This is a genomic window from Mycolicibacterium sp. TUM20985, assembly GCF_030295745.1.
Taxonomy (GTDB): Bacteria; Actinomycetota; Actinomycetes; order Mycobacteriales; family Mycobacteriaceae; genus Mycobacterium.
On the sequence record NZ_AP027291.1, the window covers coordinates 2,292,958 to 2,316,448 of the forward strand.

General features: G+C 69.3%; 21 protein-coding genes. 16 read left to right on the forward strand and 5 right to left on the reverse strand.

The window, feature by feature from the left end; translation table 11 throughout:
- The first annotated feature begins 27 nt into the window (after nt 1–27).
- The 3 genes from QUE68_RS11230 to QUE68_RS11240 all read left to right on the forward strand — a co-directional run bounded on the left by QUE68_RS11230 (nt 28) and on the right by QUE68_RS11240 (nt 2,887).
- Nucleotides 28–918 (forward strand): hypothetical protein, encoded by an 891-nt coding sequence (locus tag QUE68_RS11230; protein ID WP_284226082.1) that lies wholly within the window; start codon nt 28–30, stop codon nt 916–918.
- Nucleotides 918–1,439, forward strand: a complete 522-nt coding sequence (locus QUE68_RS11235; protein WP_284226083.1) for a polyadenylate-specific 3'-exoribonuclease AS — start codon at nt 918–920, stop codon at nt 1,437–1,439. Before QUE68_RS11230 ends, QUE68_RS11235 begins: the two co-directional genes overlap by 1 nt.
- Nucleotides 1,440–1,501: 62 nt before the next feature.
- The gene (locus QUE68_RS11240; protein ID WP_284226085.1) at nt 1,502–2,887 is read left to right on the forward strand and encodes a class II 3-deoxy-7-phosphoheptulonate synthase; all 1,386 of its coding nucleotides are present in this window, start codon (nt 1,502–1,504) and stop codon (nt 2,885–2,887) included.
- Nucleotides 2,888–3,010: 123 nt separating this feature from the next.
- Here QUE68_RS11240 and QUE68_RS11245 read toward each other — a convergent pair whose 3' ends face one another.
- Nucleotides 3,011–4,210, reverse strand: coding sequence for a protein kinase domain-containing protein (locus tag QUE68_RS11245; protein ID WP_284226086.1), 1,200 nt, complete (start codon nt 4,208–4,210; stop codon nt 3,011–3,013).
- A gap of 23 nt (nt 4,211–4,233) precedes the next feature.
- Here QUE68_RS11245 and QUE68_RS11250 point away from each other — a divergent pair, with 23 nt between their 5' ends.
- Nucleotides 4,234–4,638, forward strand: coding sequence for an Rv2175c family DNA-binding protein (locus tag QUE68_RS11250; protein WP_284226087.1), 405 nt, complete (start codon nt 4,234–4,236; stop codon nt 4,636–4,638).
- Here the strand turns inward: QUE68_RS11250 and QUE68_RS11255 are convergent.
- The 4 genes from QUE68_RS11255 to QUE68_RS11270 all read right to left on the reverse strand — a co-directional run bounded on the left by QUE68_RS11255 (nt 4,632) and on the right by QUE68_RS11270 (nt 8,630).
- Nucleotides 4,632–6,143 carry an alpha-(1->6)-mannopyranosyltransferase A gene (locus tag QUE68_RS11255; protein WP_284226088.1) on the reverse strand — a complete coding sequence of 504 codons (1,512 nt, stop codon included), beginning with the start codon at nt 6,141–6,143 and terminating at the stop codon, nt 4,632–4,634. The two genes, QUE68_RS11250 and QUE68_RS11255, sit on opposite strands and share 7 nt — an antisense overlap.
- A gap of 5 nt (nt 6,144–6,148) precedes the next feature.
- Nucleotides 6,149–7,246, reverse strand: a complete 1,098-nt coding sequence (idsA2, locus tag QUE68_RS11260) for a bifunctional (2E,6E)-farnesyl/geranyl diphosphate synthase (RefSeq protein WP_284226089.1) — start codon at nt 7,244–7,246, stop codon at nt 6,149–6,151.
- A 79-nt stretch (nt 7,247–7,325) separates the two neighbouring features.
- Nucleotides 7,326–7,964, reverse strand: coding sequence for an LppM family (lipo)protein (locus QUE68_RS11265; RefSeq protein WP_284230852.1), 639 nt, complete (start codon nt 7,962–7,964; stop codon nt 7,326–7,328).
- Between the two features lie 63 nt (nt 7,965–8,027).
- The gene (locus tag QUE68_RS11270; RefSeq protein WP_284226090.1) at nt 8,028–8,630 is read right to left on the reverse strand and encodes a GNAT family N-acetyltransferase; all 603 of its coding nucleotides are present in this window, start codon (nt 8,628–8,630) and stop codon (nt 8,028–8,030) included.
- Nucleotides 8,631–8,897: 267 nt separating this feature from the next.
- On the opposite strand from QUE68_RS11270, the gene QUE68_RS11275 reads away from it, so the two are divergent.
- The 12 genes from QUE68_RS11275 to QUE68_RS11330 all read left to right on the forward strand — a co-directional run bounded on the left by QUE68_RS11275 (nt 8,898) and on the right by QUE68_RS11330 (nt 23,382).
- On the forward strand, nt 8,898–9,302 hold the full coding sequence (locus tag QUE68_RS11275) for a DUF3040 domain-containing protein (protein WP_284226091.1): 405 nt from the start codon (nt 8,898–8,900) through the stop codon (nt 9,300–9,302).
- A 331-nt stretch (nt 9,303–9,633) separates the two neighbouring features.
- A complete protein-coding gene (gene mraZ, locus QUE68_RS11280; RefSeq protein WP_284230854.1) occupies nt 9,634–10,065 on the forward strand; it encodes a division/cell wall cluster transcriptional repressor MraZ in 432 nt (143 codons plus the stop codon).
- A complete protein-coding gene (gene rsmH, locus QUE68_RS11285; RefSeq protein ID WP_284226093.1) occupies nt 10,040–11,164 on the forward strand; it encodes a 16S rRNA (cytosine(1402)-N(4))-methyltransferase RsmH in 1,125 nt (374 codons plus the stop codon). Before mraZ ends, rsmH begins: the two co-directional genes overlap by 26 nt.
- Entirely contained in the window at nt 11,164–12,189 is a 1,026-nt protein-coding gene (locus QUE68_RS11290; RefSeq protein ID WP_284226095.1) for a hypothetical protein, read from the forward strand. The genes rsmH and QUE68_RS11290 overlap by 1 nt, the downstream gene beginning before the upstream one ends.
- The gene (locus QUE68_RS11295; protein ID WP_284226096.1) at nt 12,186–14,057 is read left to right on the forward strand and encodes a peptidoglycan D,D-transpeptidase FtsI family protein; all 1,872 of its coding nucleotides are present in this window, start codon (nt 12,186–12,188) and stop codon (nt 14,055–14,057) included. Before QUE68_RS11290 ends, QUE68_RS11295 begins: the two co-directional genes overlap by 4 nt.
- A gap of 54 nt (nt 14,058–14,111) precedes the next feature.
- On the forward strand, nt 14,112–15,635 hold the full coding sequence (locus QUE68_RS11300; protein WP_284226098.1) for a UDP-N-acetylmuramoyl-L-alanyl-D-glutamate--2,6-diaminopimelate ligase: 1,524 nt from the start codon (nt 14,112–14,114) through the stop codon (nt 15,633–15,635).
- The gene (locus QUE68_RS11305; RefSeq protein ID WP_284226099.1) at nt 15,632–17,137 is read left to right on the forward strand and encodes a UDP-N-acetylmuramoyl-tripeptide--D-alanyl-D-alanine ligase; all 1,506 of its coding nucleotides are present in this window, start codon (nt 15,632–15,634) and stop codon (nt 17,135–17,137) included. Before QUE68_RS11300 ends, QUE68_RS11305 begins: the two co-directional genes overlap by 4 nt.
- The gene (mraY, locus tag QUE68_RS11310) at nt 17,134–18,213 is read left to right on the forward strand and encodes a phospho-N-acetylmuramoyl-pentapeptide-transferase (protein ID WP_284226100.1); all 1,080 of its coding nucleotides are present in this window, start codon (nt 17,134–17,136) and stop codon (nt 18,211–18,213) included. Before QUE68_RS11305 ends, mraY begins: the two co-directional genes overlap by 4 nt.
- Before the next feature lie 159 nt (nt 18,214–18,372).
- A complete protein-coding gene (gene ftsW / locus QUE68_RS11315; RefSeq protein WP_284226102.1) occupies nt 18,373–19,935 on the forward strand; it encodes a putative lipid II flippase FtsW in 1,563 nt (520 codons plus the stop codon).
- Nucleotides 19,932–21,068, forward strand: coding sequence for an undecaprenyldiphospho-muramoylpentapeptide beta-N-acetylglucosaminyltransferase (murG, locus tag QUE68_RS11320; protein ID WP_284226103.1), 1,137 nt, complete (start codon nt 19,932–19,934; stop codon nt 21,066–21,068). The genes ftsW and murG overlap by 4 nt, the downstream gene beginning before the upstream one ends.
- Nucleotides 21,065–22,477 carry a UDP-N-acetylmuramate--L-alanine ligase gene (murC, locus tag QUE68_RS11325; protein ID WP_284226104.1) on the forward strand — a complete coding sequence of 471 codons (1,413 nt, stop codon included), beginning with the start codon at nt 21,065–21,067 and terminating at the stop codon, nt 22,475–22,477. Before murG ends, murC begins: the two co-directional genes overlap by 4 nt.
- Nucleotides 22,474–23,382 carry a cell division protein FtsQ/DivIB gene (locus QUE68_RS11330; RefSeq protein WP_284226105.1) on the forward strand — a complete coding sequence of 303 codons (909 nt, stop codon included), beginning with the start codon at nt 22,474–22,476 and terminating at the stop codon, nt 23,380–23,382. Before murC ends, QUE68_RS11330 begins: the two co-directional genes overlap by 4 nt.
- Nucleotides 23,383–23,491: the final 109 nt, after the last annotated feature.

Here is a 23,491-nt window from a genome sequence, read left to right on the forward strand (position 1 = left end):
GCGCGCTGGTCGGCGTAAGTTTTGCCCGTGTTCGACGATTGGAAGTTCGACTTGGGACTCGACCTGGCGATCCCGCCCGGCCGATTGCCGCTGCTGTGGTGCCTGATCTCGTTCCTGCTGACGTTTCTGGTGACCCGCACGATCGTCCGATACATCCGGCACAACGCCGACAACGACACGCCGCCCAAGTGGTGGCAGCCACGCAACATCTCCATGTCGGGCGACGAGTCCGCCACCCACATCCACCACGTGGTCATCGGGGTCGTGCTCGTCATGATCTCCGGGGTCACGATGGTGACCCTCGCGGTCGACGGCGGCGTCCCCGAGTTCACCGTGGCCGCGATCTTCTTCGGCATGGGCGCCGCGCTGGTGCTCGACGAGTTCGCGCTGATCCTGCATCTGGAGGACGTGTACTGGTCCGAAGACGGCCGGACGTCGGTGGACGCAGTCTTCGTGGCGATCGCCGTGGCCGGGCTGTTGATCCTCGGCTTCAACCCGCTGTCCTTCTTCGACATCGACATCTGGCGGGAGGATCAGACGCTGCTTGCCCGCGCCACCGTCGTCGGCATCGCCGTGGTCACCCTCGCACTGGCGGTGGTCGTGCTCCTCAAGGGCAAGGTGTGGACCGGGTTGGTCGGCATGTTCATCACCCCGCTCCTGATCATCGGCGCAGCGCGGATGTCGCGCCCCCACGCGCCGTGGGCGCGGTGGCGGTACGGCAAGCGGCCGAAGAAGATGCACCGGGCCATGGAGCGCGAGCGTCGGCAGCGGCGCCCCGTCGTGCAGGCCAAGCTGTGGCTGCAGCACGTCGTCGCGGGAGAACCGCACTTCCCCGACGACCACGAGGTCGAGGCGCAGCTCGACCGTGAAATCCATCCGGCGCCCGCACCGCTCGCGTCGACGACCGAGGCGGCGTGATGCGCTACTTCTACGACACGGAGTTCATCGACAACGGCCGCACCATCGAATTGATCTCGATCGGCGTCGCCGCCGAGGATGGTCGCGAATATTACGCCATCTCAACCGAATTCGATCCTGACCGCGCGGGCGCCTGGGTGCGCAAGCACGTGCTGCCGAAGCTCCCCTCGCCGTCGTCGAAGCTGTGGCGGTCACGGCGGCAGATCCGCGCGGAACTCGAGGACTTCTTCGACGTCGACGGTGACGAGACAATCGAACTGTGGGCGTGGGTGGGCGCCTACGACCACGTCGTGCTCTGTCAGCTCTGGGGCCCGATGACCGACCTGCCGCCCGCAATCCCCAGGTTCACCAGGGAGCTGCGGCAGTTCTGGGAGGAACGGGGTTCGCCCCGCATGCCCCCCCGACCCCGTGACGCGCACGACGCCCTCGTCGACGCGAGGCACAACCTGACCAGGTTCCAGCTGATGACGGCCGACCTCGGCGACATCGATGACGACGGGGCTTGGGCAGCACGCGCCTGAACTGCGGCTATGACTCTTGGCGGGGTGTAAAACCCGCTTCTGGACGCGGTTACCATGGACGGGTGAACTGGACCGTCGACGTGCCCATCGACCAGCTGCCTGAGCTACCGCCGCTGTCGCACGACCTTCGCGAGCGGCTCGACGCCGCTCTGGCCAAGCCGGCCGCCCAACAACCCAGCTGGCCCGCCGACCAGGCCAAGGCGATGCGGACGGTGCTCGAGAGCGTGCCGCCGGTGACCGTGCCGTCGGAGATCGAGCGGCTCAAGGGGCATCTGGCCGACGTCGCGCGCGGTGAGGCATTCCTGCTGCAGGGCGGCGACTGCGCTGAGACGTTCGTCGACAACACCGAACCGCACATCCGCGCCAACATCCGCACGCTGCTGCAGATGGCCGTCGTGCTGACCTACGGCGCGAGCATGCCGGTGGTCAAGGTCGCCAGGATTGCCGGGCAGTACGCCAAGCCGCGCTCGGCCGACGTCGACGCGCTGGGGCTGAAGTCCTACCGCGGGGACATGGTCAACGGCTTCGCACCCGATGCCTCGGTGCGTGCTCACGACGCCTCACGGCTGGTGCGGGCCTACGCCAACGCCAGCGCCGCCATGAACCTGGTGCGGGCGCTGACGTCGTCGGGCCTGGCGTCGCTGGAGTCGGTGCACGACTGGAACCGGGAATTCGTCCGCACCTCGCCCGCGGGCGCCCGGTACGAAGCGCTGGCCGCCGAGATCGACCGCGCGTTGCGCTTCATGAGCGCCTGCGGGGTCAACGACCGCAATCTGCAGACGGCAGAGATCTACGCCAGCCACGAGGCGCTGGTGCTCGACTACGAGCGCGCCATGCTGCGGCTGAGCCATGAGGACGGCACTCCCAAGCTGTACGACCTGTCGGCCCACTACGTGTGGATCGGCGACCGGACCCGTCAACTCGACGGCGCGCACGTCGCGTTCGCCGAGGTGATCTCCAACCCGATCGGCGTCAAGATCGGTCCGAACATGACGCCGGAATTGGCCGTCGAGTACGTCGAGCGGCTGGACCCGCACCACGAGGCGGGCCGCCTGACGCTGGTCAGCCGGCTCGGCAACGGCAAGATTCGCGACCTCCTGCCGCCCATCATCGAGAAGGTGCAGGCCACCGGACACCAGGTCATCTGGCAGTGCGACCCGATGCACGGCAACACCCACGAGTCGTCGACCGGTTACAAGACCCGCCACTTCGACCGCATCGTCGACGAGGTCCAGGGTTTCTTCGAGGTGCACCGTGCGCTGGGCACCCATCCGGGCGGCATCCACGTCGAGATCACCGGTGAGAACGTCACCGAATGTCTCGGTGGCGCACAGGACATCTCGGACTCCGACCTGGCCGGGCGGTACGAGACGGCATGCGACCCGCGGCTCAACACGCAGCAGTCGCTGGAGCTGGCGTTCCTGGTCGCGGAGATGCTGCGCGACTAGCGGGGGACCGGCGGGCAGGAGCGCAGCGACCGGGGGATGGGACCGGCGGGCAGGAGCGCAGCGACCGGGGGATGGAACCGGCGGGCAGGAGCGCAGCGACCGGGGGATGGAACCGGCGAGCCGCTACAGCAAGTCCTGCAAGTGGGTGCCCAGCGTCCACGCGCCTGCGGCGACCAGTGCGGTGAGGGTGAGGACGCCCACCAACCAGAACCACGTGAGGCGTCGACCGCGTTGCCTGGCCCACTCCAGGTCGTCGATGTCGATGCCCGCGAATTGGTTTGGTGCGGAACGTCTCTCGGGTTCCTCCCATTCGTCGGGTCCGCGCGTCATGGCCCTGGTGTGCTGCCGCGGTGGTGATGGCGTGGCGGCGGTCTCGATGGTCTGCTCGTCGTCCTGGTGTATCCGGCTGTGGTACTCGTCGGCCGCGGCGTGCTGCGCGGAGTTCTGTGGGGCCGGCACCTTGAATGGCGGCAGGCCCAGCTCGGAGACGATCGTCCGCACGTCGGCGGCCATCGCCTCGGCGTCGGGGTACCGGCCGTCCGGATCGCGTCGCGTCGCCCGCCCCACCAGTGCGTCGAACTGGGGTGGGACCCCGGCGATCACGGTGCTCGGCGCCGGAACGTCGTTGTCCATCCGCTGATACGCCACGGTCAGCGGATTGTCACCGCGGAACGGCGTGACACCGGTGAGCAATTCGTACGCGAGGATGCCCACGCCGTAGACGTCGCTCGCCGGGGTGGCGTCACCCGTGCCGACCTGTTCGGGTGACAGGTAGGCCGCCGTGCCGAGAATCACACTGGTCGAGGTGATCTTGGCCTCGGCAACGGCCCGGACGAGACCGAAGTCGGCGATCTTGACCTCGCCGTCGTCGGAGATCAACACGTTCTCCGGCTTGACGTCGCGATGGACCAGGCCCGCCCGGTGCGCCGCGGCGAGACCCCCCAGGATCGGGGTCAAGACGGCCGCGACGGCGTGCGGTGGCATCGGTCCGCGTTCGGTGAGCAGCTCGCGCAGCGTGCCGCCCTCGATCAGCTCCATGACCAGGAACGGGTGCTGATCGTCGAGGCCCTGGTCGTAGACGGCGACGAGGCCGGGATCCTTGAGGCGGGCCACCGCGCGTGCCTCGCGCTGGAACCGGACGAGGAACTGTTGGTCGCCCGCGTACCGCGAGTCCATCACCTTGAGGGCGACCGGTCGGTCCAGCCGGAGGTCGAGTCCGCGGTACACCGAGGACATGCCTCCGGTGGCGATCACGGCGTCGACGCGGTAGCGCCCGTCCAACACGACGCCGACGAGCGGGTCCGATCGTTGGCTGGTACCCACGCGTGCATCTTAGACTCGGTCCGGTGAGCAACATTCCGGCTGCCGACGACGTCCTGGACCCCGACGAAGCCGTCTACGACCTTCCCGCCGTGGCGTCCATCCTCGGCATCCCAGTGACCAAGGTGCACCAGCATCTGCGACAGAAGCACCTCATCGGAGTGCGTCGCGACGGGGTGCTGGTGGTGCCGAAGATCTTCTTCGACGACCAGGGGCACGTCGTCAAGAGCCTGTCGGGTCTCCTGGTGGTGCTGCACGACGGCGGGTACGACGAAACCGAGATCGTGCGCTGGCTGTTCACGCCCGACTCGTCGCTCACCATCAGCCGCGACGGGTCGGATGAACTTCGGCCGAACGCCCGGCCGGTCGACGCACTGCACTCACACCAGGCACGCGAAGTGGTGCGCCGAGCCCAGGCGATGGCCTACTGAGCCTCTCGCGCCTTCGCCAGCGAGTACCACGCCGCGGCCGCGCATGCGGTGGCCAATGCGACGTGCAGCCACGAGTACATGCCGTGTGACCCATCGGGTTTGAAGATCACCATGATCCACGTCGAGAACCCGGCGATCAGCGCGATCGCCTGGCGGCTCTGCGCCAGTGCCGAGAGCACGGCCAGCGGCCAGGTGTAGTACCAGGGCAGCGCGGCGGGCACGAACAGCACCACGACGAGCATCGCCAGCGCGATGCCCATCAGCGCTTCGCGATCGTCGTGCCGAAAACGCCACCACAGCAACGGAAGTGAGATGGCGATGATGGCCACGCCGGCAATGCGCGTCACCTCCAGCACGGCGTAGAAGTTGACGGGGAAGAACAGGCCGCCGACCGCGTTGGTGAGGTTCGCGATCGCAGTGGGCACCGTGAGCCAGTTGATGATCTTCACCGAACCGGCGAGCGCGGTCAGCCATCCGAGTCCGACGCCGGCGAGCCAGGACAGCACCGCGAACACCACGACGAAGATCAGCGCCGAGGCGGCCGTGGCGATCCCGAACGCACGCACCGACCCGAGGCTGCGTTCGTCCCGCAGTCGCCGCATCCACATCCAGACCATGAAGGGCAGGGCGATTCCCGCCGTCGCCTTGACCGCCACCGCGATCGCGATGAGGCCGACACCGAAGATGGGGCGGTTCTGCAGGGTCAGGGCGATGGCCGCCATCATCAGGCCGACCATCAGCATCTCGTTGTGCACGCCGCCCATCAGATGGATGATCACCAATGGGTTGAGCACGCAGATCCACAGTGCGGCAGGGCCGCTGGCACCGACGTGGCGCGCGATCCGGGGCGCCGCCCAGATCAGCATGATCAGCCCCGGCAGCATGCAGAGCCGCAGCAGCATGGTGCCCTGAATGACGTTGTCGCCGACCACCATCGTGACGAACTTGGCCACCAGGATGAAGACCGGCCCGTACGGCGCGGTGGTCGTGGTCCAGATCGGGCTCACGTCGTCCAGCAGCGGGTTGGGATTCTCGATGGGCCCGACGACGTAGGGGTCGAAACCGTCGCGGAGCAGCGCGCCCTGCGCCAGGTAGGAATACGTGTCGCGACTGAACACCGGCACGCTCAGCAGCAGCGGAGTCAGCCAGAAGCCCGTGGTCGCGAGCATCGTGTACGTGGTGGCGGTGCGGTCGACCACCCGCCGGCCGAGCCACAGCCAGGCCACCAGCATGGCCGCCACGCCACCCCACAACAACACCGAGGAGACCACCAGGCCATGGCCGAAGCGCAGCCACGACAGCTGGATCGACTCGAGTACGGGGTCGTGCAGTCGGGTGCTGCCTGCGCCGAGGCCGCCGAGGGTGATCAGGGCGGCACCCAGGAAACCGAGGAGGGCGGGTCGGCCGTCCTGCGACGAGGCAAAGGTGGTCAGTCGCGAAAGATGCTGCGCGGCAGTGCTTCTCGGTGACCGCGGCGCAGTCGACGCGGGGGTGGGGGTAGTCATTGGCCTCAGGCGGACCGGTTCGACGCCAATCGGGCGAGTTCCGCCAGACCGACCTTGGCGGTGCCATCGATGGGGGCGGCGTCGAGCAACGCCAGGGCCTGGCCGGTGAGCCGCTCGATGCGGCTCTCCACCGCGGCGAGGGCACCGACCGACTCGATGACCTGGCACAGCTCGCGGACCTGGGACTCGGACAGGTCCGTACCGACCGCCGTGCGTAACAGCTTGGCGGCCAGGGGATCTGCGGTGTCGGCCCGCTGGACGGCCTCGGCCAGCAGCACCGTGCGCTTGCCCGAGCGGAGGTCGTCTCCCGAGGGCTTCCCGGTCACCGCGGGGTCGCCGAAGACGCCGAGTACGTCGTCGCGCAGCTGAAATGCCACGCCGAGGTCGGTACCCAGGGTGTGGAAGGCGTCCTGCACGTCGGGTCGGTCCGCCGCGGCTGCCGCGCCGAGCTGCAGTGGCCGGGACACGGTGTAGGAGGCCGTCTTGTAGGTGCAGACGTTCATCGCCGACTCGACCGTCTCGGCGCCGCTGGCCTCGGCGACGATGTCGAGGTATTGCCCGCCGAGCACCTCGGTGCGGATGTCGGCCCAGACGCGCTGGACGCGGCGGTGGGCGTCGGGTGGCAGCTCGGCCGAGGTGACGATGTCGTCCGCCCACACCAGGGAGAGATCACCGAGCAGGATGGCGGTCGAGACGCCGAACTGTTCCGACGACCCTCGCCAGTCCCGCTCCCGGTGCAGGTCGGCGAAGTAGCGGTGCACCGTCGGCAGGCCGCGCCGGGTGGCGGAGGCGTCGATGACGTCGTCGTGCACCAGCGCGCAGGCGTGCAGCAATTCCAGCGCCGAACACAGGAGCAGGACGTCCGAGTCGGCGGTCCGCCCGGCCGGTGCGACGGCACGCCACCCCCAGTAGGCGAACGCGGGGCGCAGGCGCTTGCCACCGCGCAGGACGAACTCCTCGAGGGCGGCCGTCATCTCGGCGTAGTGCTCACCGATGTAGGCGGCGTCGCGCCGACGGGTGCGGAGATGATCCCGCAGTCGTTCGCTGACGGCTCCGACCAACTCGATGGCGGACGGTGCCGCAGCAGACTCCACGCTCAGCACGCGCCCCTTTCGCTACCCCAAAGTGCCTTCAGAGTAGAGCGTGCCGACCGGTGGGAGGCAAGTCAGGTCGACGCGGGCGTCAGCGCGTCTCGTGCGGGTTGGGCATCACCGGGCTGCGGTCGCGGCTGTTCCACGCGACACCGCCGATGATCCCGGCGACGAGGAAGGCGGCGACACTCAGCCAGATCGCGGCACCGGTGAAGGACCTCGCGCTGGGATCGGTGTAGCGCGCCTGGGCGTTCATCGAGCTGACGACGCCCGGCTTCAGCGTCCACTGCACGACGTCCGAGGCGACCTGGTCGCCGTTGGTGGACGTGACGTCGCCGGGGAACGCGACGTTGAGCGAGACGTCGGCGTCGGGATCGTTCAGCAGGGTGAGATCCGCCCGGCCCTCCAGGATCACCAGGTCGCCGGCGCGGCGCAACGAGATGTCGACCCCGGCGGCGTCGCGGTTCATGTTCGCGAGCTGCGGCAGCTCGGCGAACGTGAGGTCGGAGAAGACGGCCTGGCTGCCGACGTAGTCGTCGCGGGTGTACGACGAGACCGACACCTTGTTGCCGAAGGGCAGGCTGTTGAGCAGCTGCGGACCCTTGTCGTCGTCGTTCCGCTGCTTGGCGGCCGCGATGATCTGACCCGATACCCGGTCGTCCGGGGACACCGTGATCGACGCCCGGACCCGGACGCAGCCCGCGATCATGGGCGCGATGAGCACCAGCATTAGCAGGGCGAGCAGGCGTTTGCGGCGGGATGGCACCCCGATATGGTGCCAGACCGGCCGGCGCTACAGCGGCAGTTCCCTGCCGAGGATGGCGAACGGCCTCGGGTCCCCCGCGAAGTGGTAGCCACGGATGACGTCGGTGAATCCCAGCCGTCGGTAGAGCCGCCAGGCGCGGTTGGCCTCCCCGTTGATCTCCGGAGTGGAGAGCAGCACGTGCGGCTCCTGGCGGTCGGACAGCAGCCGTCGAGCGAGCGCCTCGCCGAGCCCATGTCCCTGCGCCTCGGGGTGGATGTGCAGTTCGGTGAGCTCGAAATAGCTGGCCATCAGCTCGGCGATGCGTGAGGTGGCGGTGCCGCCGCGCTTCAGCCCCTGCACCACCTGCTGTTGCCACCACTGATCCGGTGCGCCGCAATAGCCGTAGGCGATGCCGACCATGCGGGCCTCGGCCAACGGACCCTCCCCGTCCTCGTCGTCGGTGAAGGCGTCCGGCGCGTCGACGGCGGCCACCGCCGTCCACCCCTTGCGGCGGGTGTGCTCCAGCCACATCGAGGCGCGCTGATCCTCGGTGCCGCGGGGGTATCGCATCGCCTCGACGTAGACACCCAATGCGTCCCCGAGCCGTCGCTGCATGTCCGTGGGGGACAGATCGATGAGGAACGTGGCCAAGCTATCGGTGTCCTTCGCGCCGTTGCGTACTCGATGTCATTATCCGGTCAGCGGCGCAGTATCTCGCCATCGGCGGGCTACCAACTACAATCGGGGTCTGAGTGAGTTCGGCGGGGTTGAACGAAGTGACTCGGGGAAGTAGGTGGTACGGGTCAGATTCTGCTCGTATCATGGAGATCGGTGCTCCGCGAAAGCGGGCGCACGAAGTTTTGACGCAGGCGGCCGCAATCTTGCGGGTGCGGCAGGAACGCGACATGGGAGGCACGGATGCCACTCTCCGATCATGAGCAGCGCATGCTCGACCAGATCGAGAGCGCACTTTATGCCGAGGACCCCAAGTTCGCGTCGAGCGTTCGCGGCGGGAATCTGCGGGCCCCGTCGGCCCGGCGCCGACTGCAGGGCGCGGTGCTGTTCCTGGTCGGCCTTGGTCTGCTGGTGGCAGGCGTGCCGTTCTACGCCAATGTCAACCACGCCTTCCTGATCGTCAGCGTGATCGGTTTCATCATCATGTTCGGCGGCGTCGTGTTCGCGATCACCGGCCCTCGGGTGGCGGGCGGCCGAGAGGGTGCCGCACCAGAGGCGGGTTCGGCCCGGCAGCAGAAGCGAGCCAAGGGCGGTAACTCCTTCTCCAGTCGCATGGAGGAAAGGTTCCGTCGCCGCTTCGAGGAATGACGGTCCGCGGGACATTAGGGCAGCTCCGATGAGGGGTTGCCCTTTTTCTTTGCCAGTCGACACGCCGTAGTGGGCGTCGACCGCCCACTGGTGCGTCGCTGTGCCCCACCCTGCCCCACCGCGGCTTGCGGGGGTCTCTAGCTGCGACGATCCCGGATCCGCCGTGGTCGACGGGTCGGCCGGACCGCTCCCCATCGGTGATAAGTGGTGTTCAGTGGGGCCTGAGCCCAAATTGTTGCCAAGGAGTGGAGCAATGTGGGGGATCGTGGGGTAATGTGGCGGGCAACGGAGCAACCGGAGTTCCGTGAGCAGGGCAGCTGGAGGTGGCGTGATGTTCCTCGGCACCTACACGCCCAAGCTCGATGACAAAGGGCGGCTGACGCTGCCCGCCAAGTTCCGCGAAGCGCTGGCAGGAGGGTTGATGGTCACCAAGAGTCAAGATCACAGCCTGGCTGTGTATCCGCGAGCGGAATTCGAGAAGCTCGCCGAGCGGGCGTCGCAGGCCTCGCGGAGCAACCCGGACGCCCGTGCCTACCTGCGCTACCTGGCGGCAGCCACCGACGAACAACATCCCGATGCTCAAGGCCGGATCACCCTGTCGGCCGACCATCGTCAGTACGCAGACCTCTCCAAGGAATGCGTGGTGATCGGGTCGATCGAATACCTGGAGATCTGGGACGCGCAAGCCTGGCAGGCGTATCAGCAGACCCACGAAGAGAACTTCTCCGCGGCCAGCGATGACACCCTGCGCGACATCATCTAGTCCAGCTGCCCCTGCATGGTGGCCTCTGCCCGAACCGGCCCTGGCGTACTTCCCCAACGCCAGGTCCGCAATCTCGGACAGGGACCTCCATGCAAGGGCGGGCACACGTTTCGAGGGTGCAGCCATGCCTGACGATCACCCCCACGCCCCGGTCCTCCTCGACCGTTGTGTCGAACTGCTCACACCGGCGCTCACCCGCCGCGGCGCCAACGGTGGGGGTGCCGTCCTCGTCGACGCCACCCTCGGTGCCGGGGGTCATGCGGAACGCTTCCTGACGGAATTGCCCGGCCTGCACCTGATCGGTCTCGACCGTGACCGCGCCGCGCTGTCGATCGCTGCGGAGCGACTGGCCCCGTTCGGTGACCGGGTCACCTTCGTGCAGACCCGCTATGACGGCTTCTGGGCGGAGCGCGCCGATGACGCGCCTCCCCTCGATGGCGTGCTCTTCGACCTCGGCGTGTCGTCGATGCAACTCGACCGTGCCGAACGCGGCTTCTCCTACTCCCACGACGCACCCCTAGACATGCGAATGGATCAGGACGCGCCCCTGACGGCGGCCGAGATCCTGAACACCTACGACAAGCGCGCGCTGACGAGGGTGCTGCAGGAATTCGGCGAGGAGCGCTTCGCCAGCCGCATCGCCGGCGCCGTCGTGCGGCGCCGCGAGCGCAAGCCCTTCGAGACCACCGCCGAGTTGGTCGAACTGCTCTACGACGTGATTCCGGCGCCGGCCCGCCGCACGGGTGGCCACCCGGCCAAGCGCACGTTCCAGGCCTTGCGCACGGCGGTCAACGGCGAGCTGGACTCGCTGCGCTCGGCCGTGCCCGGCGCGCTCACGGCGCTGCGCGAGGGCGGACGCATCGTGGTCATGGCCTACCAGTCTCTCGAGGACAAGATCGTCAAGGGGGAGTTCGCCGCAGCGACGGCGTCGCGAACCCCCGCGGGTCTGCCGGTCGAGCTCCCGGGCCACGAGCCCTATTTCGTCTCGTTGACGCGTGGGGCCGAGAAGGCGGGGGCCGACGAGATCGACCTCAATCCGCGAAGCGCATCCGTCCGGTTGCGAGCTTTGGAAAAGGTTGTCAGAAGGGAAGTTTCGTGATGGCCAAGCGACCGGACCAGGCACGCACCAATGATGAGCGCCGCACACCGCGCAAGCCACGCGACGGTGTCACCCAGCGCCGCGGCACCGAGGCACCGCCTCGCGGCCGCCGATCGACTCGGGAGCAGCGCCCACCGCGCCCCGATCACCCCCGGCCGCACAACAGTCCGACACCCCGTCCCGTCGACGGACCGGTCCGGCCGAAGAACGCCGCCCAGGCCAAGGCGCGGGCAAAGGCGCGTAAGGCCAAGGCCCCGAAAGTCGTTCGCGCGCCGCTGCGGGAGCGGCTCTTGGTCCGGCTGGCGGCCGTCGACTTCGACCCTCGCCGGTTCGTCACCAGGGTGCCCTTCGTGGTGCTGGTGATCGGTGCGCTCGGGGTCGGCCTTGGCGTCACGCTCTGGTTGTCGACCGATGCCGCCGAACGGTCCTATGAGCTGGGCCGCGCGCGCCAGGTCAATCAGGCACTGCTCCAGCAGAAGGAGGGCCTCGAGCGCGACGTGCTCGAGGCTCAGGCCGCGCCCGCTCTGGCCGAGGCGGCCCGCAACCTCGGGATGATTCCCTCGCGGGACACCGCGCATCTGGTGCAGGACCCCACGGGCAACTGGCTGGTGGTCGGCACGCCGAAACCCGCCCAGGGCGTGCAACCGCCGCCGTTGAACAGCCCGCTGCCCGAACCCGGGCCCCCCGCTCCGCCCGCACCGCCCGCCCCGCGGGTCGTCGAACCGCGCGAGGTGGCAGTCCACCTGCCGCCGAGGCCAGCGACCCTGCCGAATCCCGCAGCGGCGCTTCCCAATCCGGCGGTCCTGCCCAACCCCGCGGCCGTGCCCAATCCCGAGATCCTGCCCAATCCCGAGGTCGCCGTGCCGGCGCCTGCCGGGGTGCCGGTCCCGGCGCCGGCGGCCCCACTGGATGCCGCGGGACCACACCTCGAGTCGCCGCAGACGCCTCCGCTGCCGGGTCCGCCGCCCGGCGCCGAGCCCGTCCTCGAGCCAGTCCCGGCCCCCGTGCCAGGCGCCCCCGCATGAGCCGATCGGGCACTCCACACCCGGCGAACGAGCGCCGCACCCGCAAACCCATGGCCGACGACGGACTCCGCAGTGCGTCGTTCGGGTTCCGCCACCGGGTCGGCAACGTCGTGATCGTCCTCGTCCTCGTCATCGCTGCGGGCCAGCTCTTCATGCTGCAAGTGCCGCGCGCCCAGGGTCTGCGCGCCGAGGCCGCCAGCCAGCTGAAGGTCACCGACGTCGAGGAGGCGGTCCGGGGGAGCATCGTCGACCGCAACGACGACAAGCTGGCGTTCACGACCGAGGCGCGTGCGCTCACGTTTCAGCCCGTCAAGGTGCAGAAGGCGCTGGTGGAAGCCCAGGCGAAGGTGCCTGATGCGCCGGAGCCCATCAAGAGGCTCCGCGAGATCGCCAAGGGGGTGGCCGGACTGCTGAACAACAAGCCCGACGCGAACACCCTCTACAAGAAGCTCACCGGCAAGGACTCCTTCGTCTACCTCGCCCGCGCGGTCGACCCGGCCATCTCCGACGCCATCACCACGAAGTACCCGGAGGTCGGGGCGGAGCGCCAGGACATTCGCCAGTACCCCGGCGGGTCGCTGGCGGCGAACATCGTCGGCGGCATCGACTGGGACGGGCACGGCCTGCTGGGCCTCGAAGACTCGCTGGACGCCAAGCTTGCGGGGACCGACGGCTCGGTCACCTACGACCGCGGGTCCGACGGCGTCGTGATCCCCGGCAGCTACCGCAACCGGCACGACGCGGTCGACGGCTCCACCGTGCAGCTGACCATCGACGACGACATCCAATTCTTCGTGCAGCAGCAGGTGCAGGAGGCCAAGAACCTCTCCGGCGCCAAGACGGTCTCCGCCGTCGTGCTCGACGCGAAGACCGGTGAGGTCCTCGCGATGTCGAACAACGACACCTTCGACCCGAGCCAGGACATCGGTCGGCAGGAAGACCGGCAACTGGGCAACCTGTCCGTGTCCTCACCGTTCGAGCCCGGCTCGGTCAACAAGATCGTCGCGGCGTCGACCGCCATCGAGAACGGTCTGACCAACCCCGACGAGGTGTTGTCGGTGCCGGGTTCGATCAACATGGGTGGCGTCACCGTCAAGGACGCGTGGGATCACGGCACGATGCCGTACACCACCACGGGAGTATTCGGTAAGTCCTCGAACGTCGGAACACTGATGCTGGCCCAGCGCATCGGGCCGGAGCGCTACGCCGAGATGCTCGACAGGTTCGGTCTCGGGCAGCGCACCGGCGTCGGACTGCCCGGCGAGAGCGACGGCCTGGTTCCGCCGATCGACCAGTGGTCGGGCAGCACGTTCGCCAACCTGCCGATCGGACAGGGTCTTTCGATGACGCTGCTGCAGATGACGGGCATGTACCAGACCGTCGCCAACGACGGTGTCCGCATCCCGCCGCGGATCATCAAGTCCACCATCGCCGCCGACGGCACCCGAGTCGACGAGCCGCGGCCCGAGGGCGTCCGCGTGGTCTCGCCACAGACTGCGCAGACCGTGCGGAACATGTTGCGCGCCACCATCCAGAAGGACCCCATGGGGATCCAGCAGGGGACGGGTTCCGGCGCCGCGGTGGAGGGCTACCAGCTGGCCGGCAAGACGGGTACCGCACAGCAGATCAACCCCGGCTGTGGCTGCTACTACGACGACGTCTACTGGATCACCTTCGCCGCGATGGTGCCCGCGAACGATCCGCGCTACGTCGTCGGAGTGATGATGGACAACCCGCACCGCACCGCCGACGGATCCGCGGGCACGACCGCCGCGCCGCTGATCCACAATCTCTCGGCGTGGCTTCTGCAGCGCGAGAACGTGCCGCTGTCTCCCGATCCCGGTCCGCCGCTCGTCCTGCAGGGATGAGCCCGGGTTCATCCCTGCCGTCGTCCGATGCTCGGCCGGTAGGGTGTCATGGCCATGAACTTGCGTCCCTCGAGTCCTGCCGGTGAAGGCCTCGTCGCGTTGGCCGAACGTATCCACGCGCACCCGCTGGCGGAGGCGGCCGCCGCGCACGTGCGGGTCACCGGCGTGACGTTGCGCAGCCAGGACGTCCGGCCCGGGGACCTGTTCGCCGCACTTCCCGGGGCGTCGTCGCACGGGGCGCGCTACGCCGCGGATGCCGTCCGGCAGGGTGCCGTCGCGGTGCTCACCGACGAGGCGGGAGTCGAGGTCATGGGCAGCGGTGTCGCTGCGCCCGTGCTGGTCCATCCCACGCCGCGAAGAGTGCTCGGCGAGCTGGCGGCGGAGGTGTACGGCAGACCATCGGAACACGTGCGCGTCATCGGCGTGACGGGCACCTCGGGCAAGACCACCACCACGTATCTGGTCGAGGCCGGGCTGCGGGCCGCCGGACGGGTGGCCGGCCTCGTCGGCACCGTCGGCATCCGGATCGACGGCCGCGAGGAACCGAGCGTGCTGACCACGCCCGAGGCTCCCGACCTGCAGGCCCTGCTCGCGGTGATGGTCGAGCGTGGCGTCGACACCGTGGTGATGGAGGTGTCCAGCCACGCGTTGACCCTCGGCCGGGTGGACGCCGTCCGGTTCGCCGTCGGCGGTTTCACCAACCTGTCGCGCGATCACCTGGACTTCCATCCGACGATGGAGGACTACCTAGAGGCCAAGGCCCGGCTGTTCGATCCCGAATCCTCAACGCACGCAGCCCTTTCCGTGGTGTGCGTAGATGACGAAGCGGGACGCACCATCGCCGCACGCGCCAGTCGGCCCGTCACGGTGAGCGCGTCCGGCGACGATGCGGACTGGCGGGTCGAGGGTGTCGGCACCGTCGAGGGAGGTGGCCAGGAGTTCACGGCCGTCGATCCGGCGGGTGTCCACCATGCGGTGGGCATCGGACTGCCGGGGCACTACAACGTGGCGAATTGCCTGCTGGCGACCGCCCTGCTCGACGCGGTCGGCGTGTCACCGGAGCAGGCGGCGCCGGGGCTGCGGACGGCGACCGTTCCCGGCCGGCTCGAACCGATCGATTGCGGCCAGGGCTTCCTCGCGCTCGTCGACTACGCACACAAGCCCGGCGCCCTGCGCGCGGTGCTGGAGACGCTCCGGGCTCAGACCCAGGGTCGCATCGCGGTCGTGTTCGGCGCCGGCGGCAACCGTGACCATGGCAAGCGGGCGCCGATGGGACAGACGGCCGCCGAACTCGCCGATCTGGTGGTCGTCACCGATGACAACCCGCGGGACGAGGACCCAGCCACCATCCGCGAGACCATCGTCGCCGGGGCAGCGGGCGGCGCCGCGCAGGTCGCCGAGATCGGTGATCGCCGCGCGGCGATCGACTTCGCCGTCGGTTGGGCGAGGAGGGGAGACGTCGTGCTGGTCGCGGGCAAGGGGCACGAGGCCGGCCAGACCAGTGGTGGCCGCACCCGGCCGTTCGACGACCGCGAGGAGCTGGCGCACGCCCTCCAGGCCCTGGGGTCGCTGCCATGATCGACCTGACCCTGGCGCAGATCGCCCGCATCGTCGGTGGGGAACTGGCCGACGTCACCGCCGAGGACGCCGAGACGACGCACGTCACCGGGACCGTCGAGTTCGATTCGCGCGCCGTCACGCCAGGCGGGCTCTTCCTGGCGCTGCCCGGCGAGCGTTCCGACGGCCACGACTTCGCGGCCGGCGCCGTGGCCGCAGGCGCGGTGGCGGTGCTGGCGGCCCGCCCGGTCGGAGTGCCCGCCATCGTGGTGCGGCCCGACGCGGCCCTCGTCGACGCCGGAGCCAGCGTGCTGGAGCACGACCGCGACGGGTCGGGTGCTGCGGTGCTGGCCGCGCTGGGCAAGTTGGCCGCCGCCGTCGCCGCCGAACTGGTCGCGGGCGGACTGGTGATCGTCGGTGTCACCGGGTCTTCGGGCAAGACGTCGACCAAGGATTTGTTGGCCGCCGTGCTCGCTCCCCTCGGCGAGGTCGTCGCCCCGCCCGGTTCCTTCAACAACGAGCTCGGGCATCCGTGGACCGTGTTGCGGGCCACCGCCGACACGGACTACCTAGTGCTGGAGATGGCGGCTCGCCATCCGGGCAACATCGCCGCGCTGGCGCGGATCGCGACGCCGTCGATCGCCGTCGTGCTCAACGTCGGGACCGCTCACCTCGGCGAGTTCGGCTCACGCGAGGCCATCGCGGCTACCAAGTCCGAACTCCCACAATCGGTTCCGGCCTCCGGGGTGGCGATCCTCAACGCCGACGATGCGAACGTGGCCGCGATGGCGGACAAGACGGTGGCACGGGTGGTGCGCGTCGGACGTACCTCCGCCGCCGACATCTGGGCCGACGGCGTCGTCCTCGACGAACTGGCCAGGGCCCGCTTCACCCTGCACGCCGGCGGCTCGGAGATCGACGTGGCGCTCGCCGTGCACGGAGACCACCAGGTGTCCAATGCGCTGTCCGCGGCGGCCGTCGCGCTGGAGTGTGGCGCCGACCTCGACACCGTGGCGCGCGCGCTGGCGGGAGCCGGGCCGGTGTCGCGCCACCGCATGCAGGTGAGCACGCGGGCGGACGGCGTCACCATCGTCAACGACGCCTACAACGCCAATCCCGACTCGATGCGGGCGGGTTTGAAAGCGCTGGCCTGGATGGCGCAGGGCGGCCGGGAGAGGGCCGCCGAGCGGCGGAGGAGTTGGGCGGTCCTCGGCGAGATGGGTGAACTCGGTGATGACGCGATCACCGAACATGACAGCATCGGTCGACTCGCCGTGCGCTTAGATGTGTCACGACTCGTCGTCGTCGGAACCGGGAGGTCAATGAGCGCCATGCACCACGGGGCGGTGATGGAGGGGTCATGGGGGAGCGAAGCCATCATGGTCGCCGACGTGGACGAGGCGCTCGAACTCCTGCGATCCGAACTGCGCGGAGGTGACGTGGTCCTGGTGAAGGCCTCGAAGTCGGCGGGGCTGGCCGCGCTCGCGGAAGCGCTGGCCAGCCAGGGGAACACGACCGGATGAGACAGATACTCATCGCGGTCGGCATCGCCCTGGCCGTGTCGATCCTCCTGACGCCGGTGTTGATCCGGTTGTTCACCCGGCAGGGGTTCGGCCACGAGATCCGCGAGGACGGTCCGCCCAGCCATCGCAAGAAGCGCGGCACGCCATCGATGGGCGGCGTGGCCATTCTCGCCGGTATCTGGGCCGGTTACCTCGGCACGCACCTGGTCGGGCTCGCGCTGGACGGTGAGGGGCCGTCCGCCTCGGGTCTGCTGGTACTCGGGCTCGCCACGGCACTGGGCGGCGTCGGGTTCATCGACGACCTCATCAAGATCCGGCGCTCCCGCAACCTCGGGCTGAACAAGACCGCCAAGACCGTCGGCCAGCTGTTCGCCGCCGTGCTCTTCGGCGTGCTGGCCCTGCAGTTCCGCAACGCCGACGGGCTGACGCCGGGCAGCGCGGAGCTGTCGTACGTCCGCGAGATCGCGACGGTCACCCTGGCGCCCGCGGTGTTCGTGTTGTTCTGCGTCGTCATCGTCAGCGCCTGGTCGAACGCGGTGAACTTCACCGATGGACTCGACGGCCTCGCCGCAGGTGCGATGGCGATGGTCACGGCGGCCTACGTGATCATCACGTTCTGGCAATTCCGCAATGCGTGCGCGTTCAGCCCGGGCCTGGGTTGCTACAACGTTCGGGACCCGCTCGATCTGGCGCTGGTCGCGGCGGCCACGGCGGGTGCCTGCATCGGGTTCCTGTGGTGGAATGCCGCTCCGGCCAAGATCTTCATGGGTGACACCGGCTCCCTCGCACTCGGTGGCATCATCGCCGGGTTGTCCGTCACCAGCCGCACCGAGATGCTGGCCGTGGTGCTCGGTGCGCTGTTCGTCGCCGAGGTCACGTCGGTGGTCGTCCAGATCCTGGCGTTCCGCACCACCGGCCGCCGGGTGTTCCGGATGGCGCCGTTCCACCACCACTTCGAGTTGGTGGGCTGGGCCGAGACGACGGTGATCATCCGTTTCTGGCTGCTCACGGCCATCGCCTGCGGTCTCGGCGTGGCGCTCTTCTACGGCGAGTGGCTGGCGTCCGTCGGCGCCTGATCGCCGCCCGGCCGACCGTGACCCTCCGCCCATTCCGCGACACGCGGCGGATGTCCGCTCGCCGTGGCGGGTGACGGGGGAGGATTCTGGGGTGCAAGGGACAAACGAGTCTGCTGTTACTCCTGTGACCTATGTGATCGAAGCGGGTCGGTAGTCACGGTGAGCCAGATCTTTGCCCGATTGCGGCGCAGCACACCTCCCGCCGACGACGCCGCCAGTCCCACCGGCGCCGTCGCGGTCGAGACGGCCCCCCGGACGCGCGTCGGAGCGTGGCTGGGACGCCCGATGACCTCGTTCCATCTGGTGATCGCCGTCGCCGCGCTCCTGGTCACCCTCGGCTTGATCATGGTCTTGTCGGCTTCGGGTGTGCACTCGTACGACGAGGATGGCTCGCCCTGGGCGATCTTCGCCAAGCAGTTGCTCTGGACGGTCGTCGGGCTGGTCGCGTTCTACGTGGCGCTGCGCACGCCGGTGGGCCTCTTGCGCAAGCTGGCCTTCCCCGGGTTCGCCCTCACCATCGTCATGCTGATCCTGGTGCTGGTTCCCGGAATCGGCAAGGAGGCCAACGGTTCCCGCGGCTGGTTCGTGGTCGCCGGCTTCTCCATGCAGCCCTCGGAACTGGCCAAGATCGCCTTCGCGATCTGGGGTGCGCATCTGCTGGCCGCCAGGCGGATGGAGCGCGCGTCGGTACGCGAGATGCTTCTCCCGCTGGTGCCCGGCGCCGTGCTGGCGCTGCTGCTCATCGTGCTGCAGCCCGACCTCGGCCAGACCGTGTCGCTCGGCATCATCCTGCTGGGTCTGCTCTGGTACGCCGGACTTCCTCTGCGGGTGTTCCTCAGCTCGTTGGTCGCCGTGGTGGTCGCCGCGGGCATCCTGGCGATGTCGGAGGGATACCGCTCCGACCGCGTGCAGTCGTGGCTGAACCCCGGGGCCGACACGCAGGGGTCGGGCTACCAGGCTCGGCAGGCCCGGTACGCGTTGGCCAACGGCGGCATCTTCGGTGACGGGCTGGGGCAGGGCACGGCGAAGTGGAACTATCTGCCCAACGCACACAACGACTTCATCTTCGCGATCATCGGGGAGGAATTGGGCTTCGTCGGCGCGGTCGGCCTGCTGTGCCTGTTCGGTCTGTTCGCCTTCACGGGGATGCGGATCGCGCGCCGCTCCGCGGACCCGTTCCTGCGACTGCTCACCGCCACGACGACGCTGTGGGTGCTGGGCCAGGTGTTCATCAACGTCGGCTACGTCGTAGGCCTGCTGCCCGTCACGGGTCTGCAGTTGCCCCTGATCTCCGCAGGCGGAACGTCGACGGCCACGACGATGTTCATGTTGGGGTTGATCACCAATGCGGCGCGCCACGAACCCGAGGCCGTCGCCGCGCTGCGGGCGGGCCGGGAAGACCGGTTCAATCGCTTGCTGCGGTTGCCGCTGCCCGAGCCGTACGTGCCGACTCGTCTGGAGGCGGCGCGCGACCGGTTGCGGACCCGGCCGGACAAGGCGGCACCCGCCAAGCCGAAGTCCAAGCCCAAGGCGAAGGCAGCCTCTAAGGCAAAGCCCAAGGTGAAGGCCAAGCCGAAGCCGAGGCGCCAGCCCGCGGACGACCGCCGGCGCAGAACGGCGGATGCGGCCGATCGGACGCCGAAGGCCGCAGGGCATCATGGAGACCGTCAGCGTCAACCGAGCCGACGGGCTCGCTCTCTGGAAGGTCAGCGTTACGGGTGAGCAAGCCGTCCTCCGGGATCTCCGTGGTCCTCGCCGGCGGTGGCACCGCGGGCCACATCGAGCCCGCGATGGCCGTCGCCGACGCACTCGTCGCGCTCGATCCCGGGGTCCGCATCACTGCGCTGGGCACCCATCGCGGTTTGGAGACGCGGCTGGTGCCCGAACGCGGGTATCCCCTGCGGCTCATCACGCCGGTGCCGTTCCCGCGCAAACCGTCCGGTGACCTGGCGCGGCTACCGCTGCGGGTCCGCACGGCCGTCCGCGAGACGCGGGCCATCCTCGACGACGTCGCAGCCGACGTGGTGATCGGGTTCGGGGGGTACGTCGCGCTGCCCGCCTACCTGGCGGCCCGCGGCAGCGCGGTGCGTCGGCGCCGGGTGCCCGTCGTCGTCCACGAGGCCAACGCCAGCGCGGGCTGGGCCAACCGAGTCGGGGCCCGCACCGCGCGTCGGGTGCTGTCCGCGGTCCCCGCTCCCGGTCTGCGCGACGTCGAGGTCGTCGGTGTGCCGGTCCGGGAGTCCATCACCTCACTGGACCGGACGGCGCTGCGGGCTGAGGCCCGCGCCCACTTCGGCTTCGCCGACGACGACCGGGTGCTGCTGGTGTTCGGCGGCTCCCAGGGTGCACAGTCCCTCAACCGCGCCGTCGCGGGAGCCGCGAAAGACCTTGCTGCTGCTGGCATTTCGGTCTTGCACGCGCACGGCCCCAAGAACGTCCTCGACCTTCGAGAGCCTGCCCCCGGTGACCGACCCTACGTCGCGGTGCCCTACCTCAGCCGGATGGATCTTGCCTATGCCGCGGCCGACCTGACGATCTGCCGGTCCGGCGCGATGACCGTCGCCGAGGTGACGGCGGTGGGCCTGCCTGCCGTGTACGTCCCGCTGCCGATCGGCAACGGCGAGCAGCGGCTCAACGCGTTACCCGTCGTCGGTGCGGGTGGCGGACTGTTGGTGTCCGATGCGGACCTGACACCTCGTTTCGTCGCGGAGACGGTCCGCGACCTGCTTGGGGATCCGCACCGGCTGGCGGCGATGACCACCGCGGCCGCTCTCGCCGGGCACCCGGATGCCGCGCGGCGGGTGGCCGAGATAGCCCTGCAAGTCGCGCACGACGACCGGAAGCGGACCCGATGAACACGCGTGAGCTGCCCCCCGAGTTGCGGCGCGTGCACATGGTGGGCATCGGGGGAGCCGGCATGTCGGGCATAGCCCGCATCCTGCTCGACCGCGGCGGTCAGGTTTCGGGATCGGACGCCAAGGAGTCCCGCGGCGTTGCGGCGCTGCGGGCCCGCGGCGCCCAGGTCCGCATCGGGCACGACGCGTCAGCGCTCGACATGCTGCCCGGCGGGCCCAGTGTCGTCGTGAACACCCACGCCGCGATTCCGAAGGACAACCCGGAACTCGTCGAGGCCCGGCGGCGCGGCATCCCGGTTATCCTCCGGCCGGCGGTCCTTGCCAGCCTGATGGACGGCTACACCAGGGTGATGGTGTCCGGCACGCACGGCAAGACCACGACGACGTCGATGATCATCGTGGCGTTGCAGGGTGGCGGTTTCGATCCGTCGTTCGCGGTGGGCGGCGACCTGGGGGAGGCGGGGACCAACGCGCACCACGGCAGCGGCGAGTGCTTCGTCGCCGAGGCCGACGAGAGTGACGGTTCCCTGCTGGAATACAGCCCCGACGTCGCGGTGGTGACCAACGTCGAGGCCGATCACCTCGACTTCTTCGGCACCGTCGCGGCATACGTGGCGGTCTTCGACGAGTTCGTCGCTCGGCTTCGGCCGGGTGGTGCGTTGATCGTGTGCGCCGACGACCCGGGCGCCGCGGCGTTGGGCGAACGGGCGACGGCCGGCGGGGTCCGCGTGCTGCGTTACGGTAGCGCCGATGGATCCACGAATCTTGCTGCTGCCCTGATTGATTGGAACCAGCAGGGGACGGGCAGCGTATCGACCGTGCAGCTGGCGGGGGAGTCCCACCCCAGGGGTATGCGGTTGGCGGTGCCGGGCAGGCACATGGCGCTGAATGCACTGGGTGCATTGCTGGCGGCGGTCGAGGCGGGCGCCGACGCCGACACGGTGCTCGACGGTCTCGCCGCGTTCGAGGGCGTCCGACGGCGGCTCGAGTCCGTCGGCACGGCGGCGGGCGTGCGGGTGTTCGACGTCTACGCCCACCATCCCACCGAGGTGCGCGTCGATCTCGAGGCGCTGCAGGCGGTCGCCGGGGATGGTCGCTGCATCGCGGTCTTCCAACCGCACCTGTACTCGAGGACCCAGACCTTCGCCCGTGAGTTCGGGCAGGCGTTGAGCCTTGCCGACGAGGTCTTCGTACTCGACGTGTACGCGGCCCGTGAACAACCGATCGCGGGGGTCAGCGGAGCCAGCGTGGCCGAGCACGTCGGCGTTCCCGTCCGGTACGTCCCCGACTTCTCGGCCGTGGCCGGTCTGGTGGCGAGCTCCGCGCGCCCCGGGGACGTCGTGGTCACGATGGGTGCGGGCGACGTGACGTTGCTGGGCAGGGAGATCCTGGCGGCGGTGCGGTCGTGACCGGTCCGAACGACACCGCCGAGGAACCGGTCGCCGAGGAACCGGTCGCCGAGGAGCCGGCGGCCGAGGACGAGGCCGCCGACTCCTCGTACGAGGGTCCCCGGCGGCGCGCCCGGCGGGAACGCGAGGAACGGCGCGCGGCGCAGGACCGCGCGGTGGCGATCGAGCAGGCCAGGCGCGAGGCCAAGCGACGGGTCACTGGCCGGGCGGCCGATGAGCCGAAACCCCCTGCACGCGGATTGATTCGCGGTCTCAAGGCGCTGATGTGGTCGGCGCTGGTCAGCGTGATCGCCGTCGGTGTCGGACTACTCCTGTACTTCACGCCGATCATGTCGGCGCGCGTCACGGCGATCACCGGTTTGATCACCCTCACACCGGAGGAGGTCCAGGAGGCGGCCGCGGTACCCGCCGACACGCCGCTCCTGCAGATCGACACCGACACGGTCGCCGAACGGGTGGCGACCATCCGGCGGGTGGCGAGTGTGCGGGTGCAGCGGGAGTACCCGTCGACGTTGAGGATCAGCGTCGTCGAACGGGTGCCGTTGGTGGTCAAGGACTATCCGGACGGCTCGCACCTCTTCGACCGCGATGGCGTGGACTTCGCCACCGCGCCTCCGCCGCCGGGCCTCCCGTACCTCGATGCCGACACGCCCGGGCCCACCGACCTGCCCACGAAGGCGGCGCTCGACGTGCTCACGTCCTTGCGGCCGGAGGTGGCGGGGCAGGTGAGCCGTATCGCCGCGCCGTCCGTCGCGTCCATCACGCTGACACTGTTCGACGGTCGCACGGTGATCTGGGGGACCACCGAGCGCACCGACGAGAAGGCGCTGAAGCTGGGCGCGTTGCTGACTCAGCCCGGCACCACCTACGACGTCTCCAGCCCGGATCTGCCGACCGTCAAGTAGGCACACGGTATCCACTCGCGAAAATCCCGCGACGCGTTCGGCGCGCCTGCACGGATACCTCGCGTGCTCGCCCTACCGTTCTGTTTGCGCGAAACTACTTGACATAACT

Excerpts from the sequence above, each read along its gene's own strand:
- QUE68_RS11275 (WP_284226091.1), top strand. The coding sequence starts at position 8,898 with ATGCCACTCTCCGATCATGAGCAGCGCATGCTCGACCAGATCGAGAGC.
- QUE68_RS11235 (WP_284226083.1), top strand. The coding sequence starts at position 918 with ATGCGCTACTTCTACGACACGGAGTTCATCGACAACGGCCGCACCATC.
- QUE68_RS11265 (WP_284230852.1), bottom strand. The coding sequence starts at position 7,964 with ATGCTGGTGCTCATCGCGCCCATGATCGCGGGCTGCGTCCGGGTCCGG.
- mraY (WP_284226100.1), top strand. The coding sequence starts at position 17,134 with ATGAGACAGATACTCATCGCGGTCGGCATCGCCCTGGCCGTGTCGATC.
- QUE68_RS11300 (WP_284226098.1), top strand. The coding sequence starts at position 14,112 with ATGAACTTGCGTCCCTCGAGTCCTGCCGGTGAAGGCCTCGTCGCGTTG.
- mraZ (WP_284230854.1), top strand. The coding sequence starts at position 9,634 with ATGTTCCTCGGCACCTACACGCCCAAGCTCGATGACAAAGGGCGGCTG.
- rsmH (WP_284226093.1), top strand. The coding sequence starts at position 10,040 with ATGACACCCTGCGCGACATCATCTAGTCCAGCTGCCCCTGCATGGTGG.
- murC (WP_284226104.1), top strand. The coding sequence starts at position 21,065 with ATGAACACGCGTGAGCTGCCCCCCGAGTTGCGGCGCGTGCACATGGTG.
- QUE68_RS11290 (WP_284226095.1), top strand. The coding sequence starts at position 11,164 with ATGGCCAAGCGACCGGACCAGGCACGCACCAATGATGAGCGCCGCACA.
- QUE68_RS11305 (WP_284226099.1), top strand. The coding sequence starts at position 15,632 with ATGATCGACCTGACCCTGGCGCAGATCGCCCGCATCGTCGGTGGGGAA.
- QUE68_RS11255 (WP_284226088.1), bottom strand. The coding sequence starts at position 6,143 with ATGACTACCCCCACCCCCGCGTCGACTGCGCCGCGGTCACCGAGAAGC.
- QUE68_RS11295 (WP_284226096.1), top strand. The coding sequence starts at position 12,186 with ATGAGCCGATCGGGCACTCCACACCCGGCGAACGAGCGCCGCACCCGC.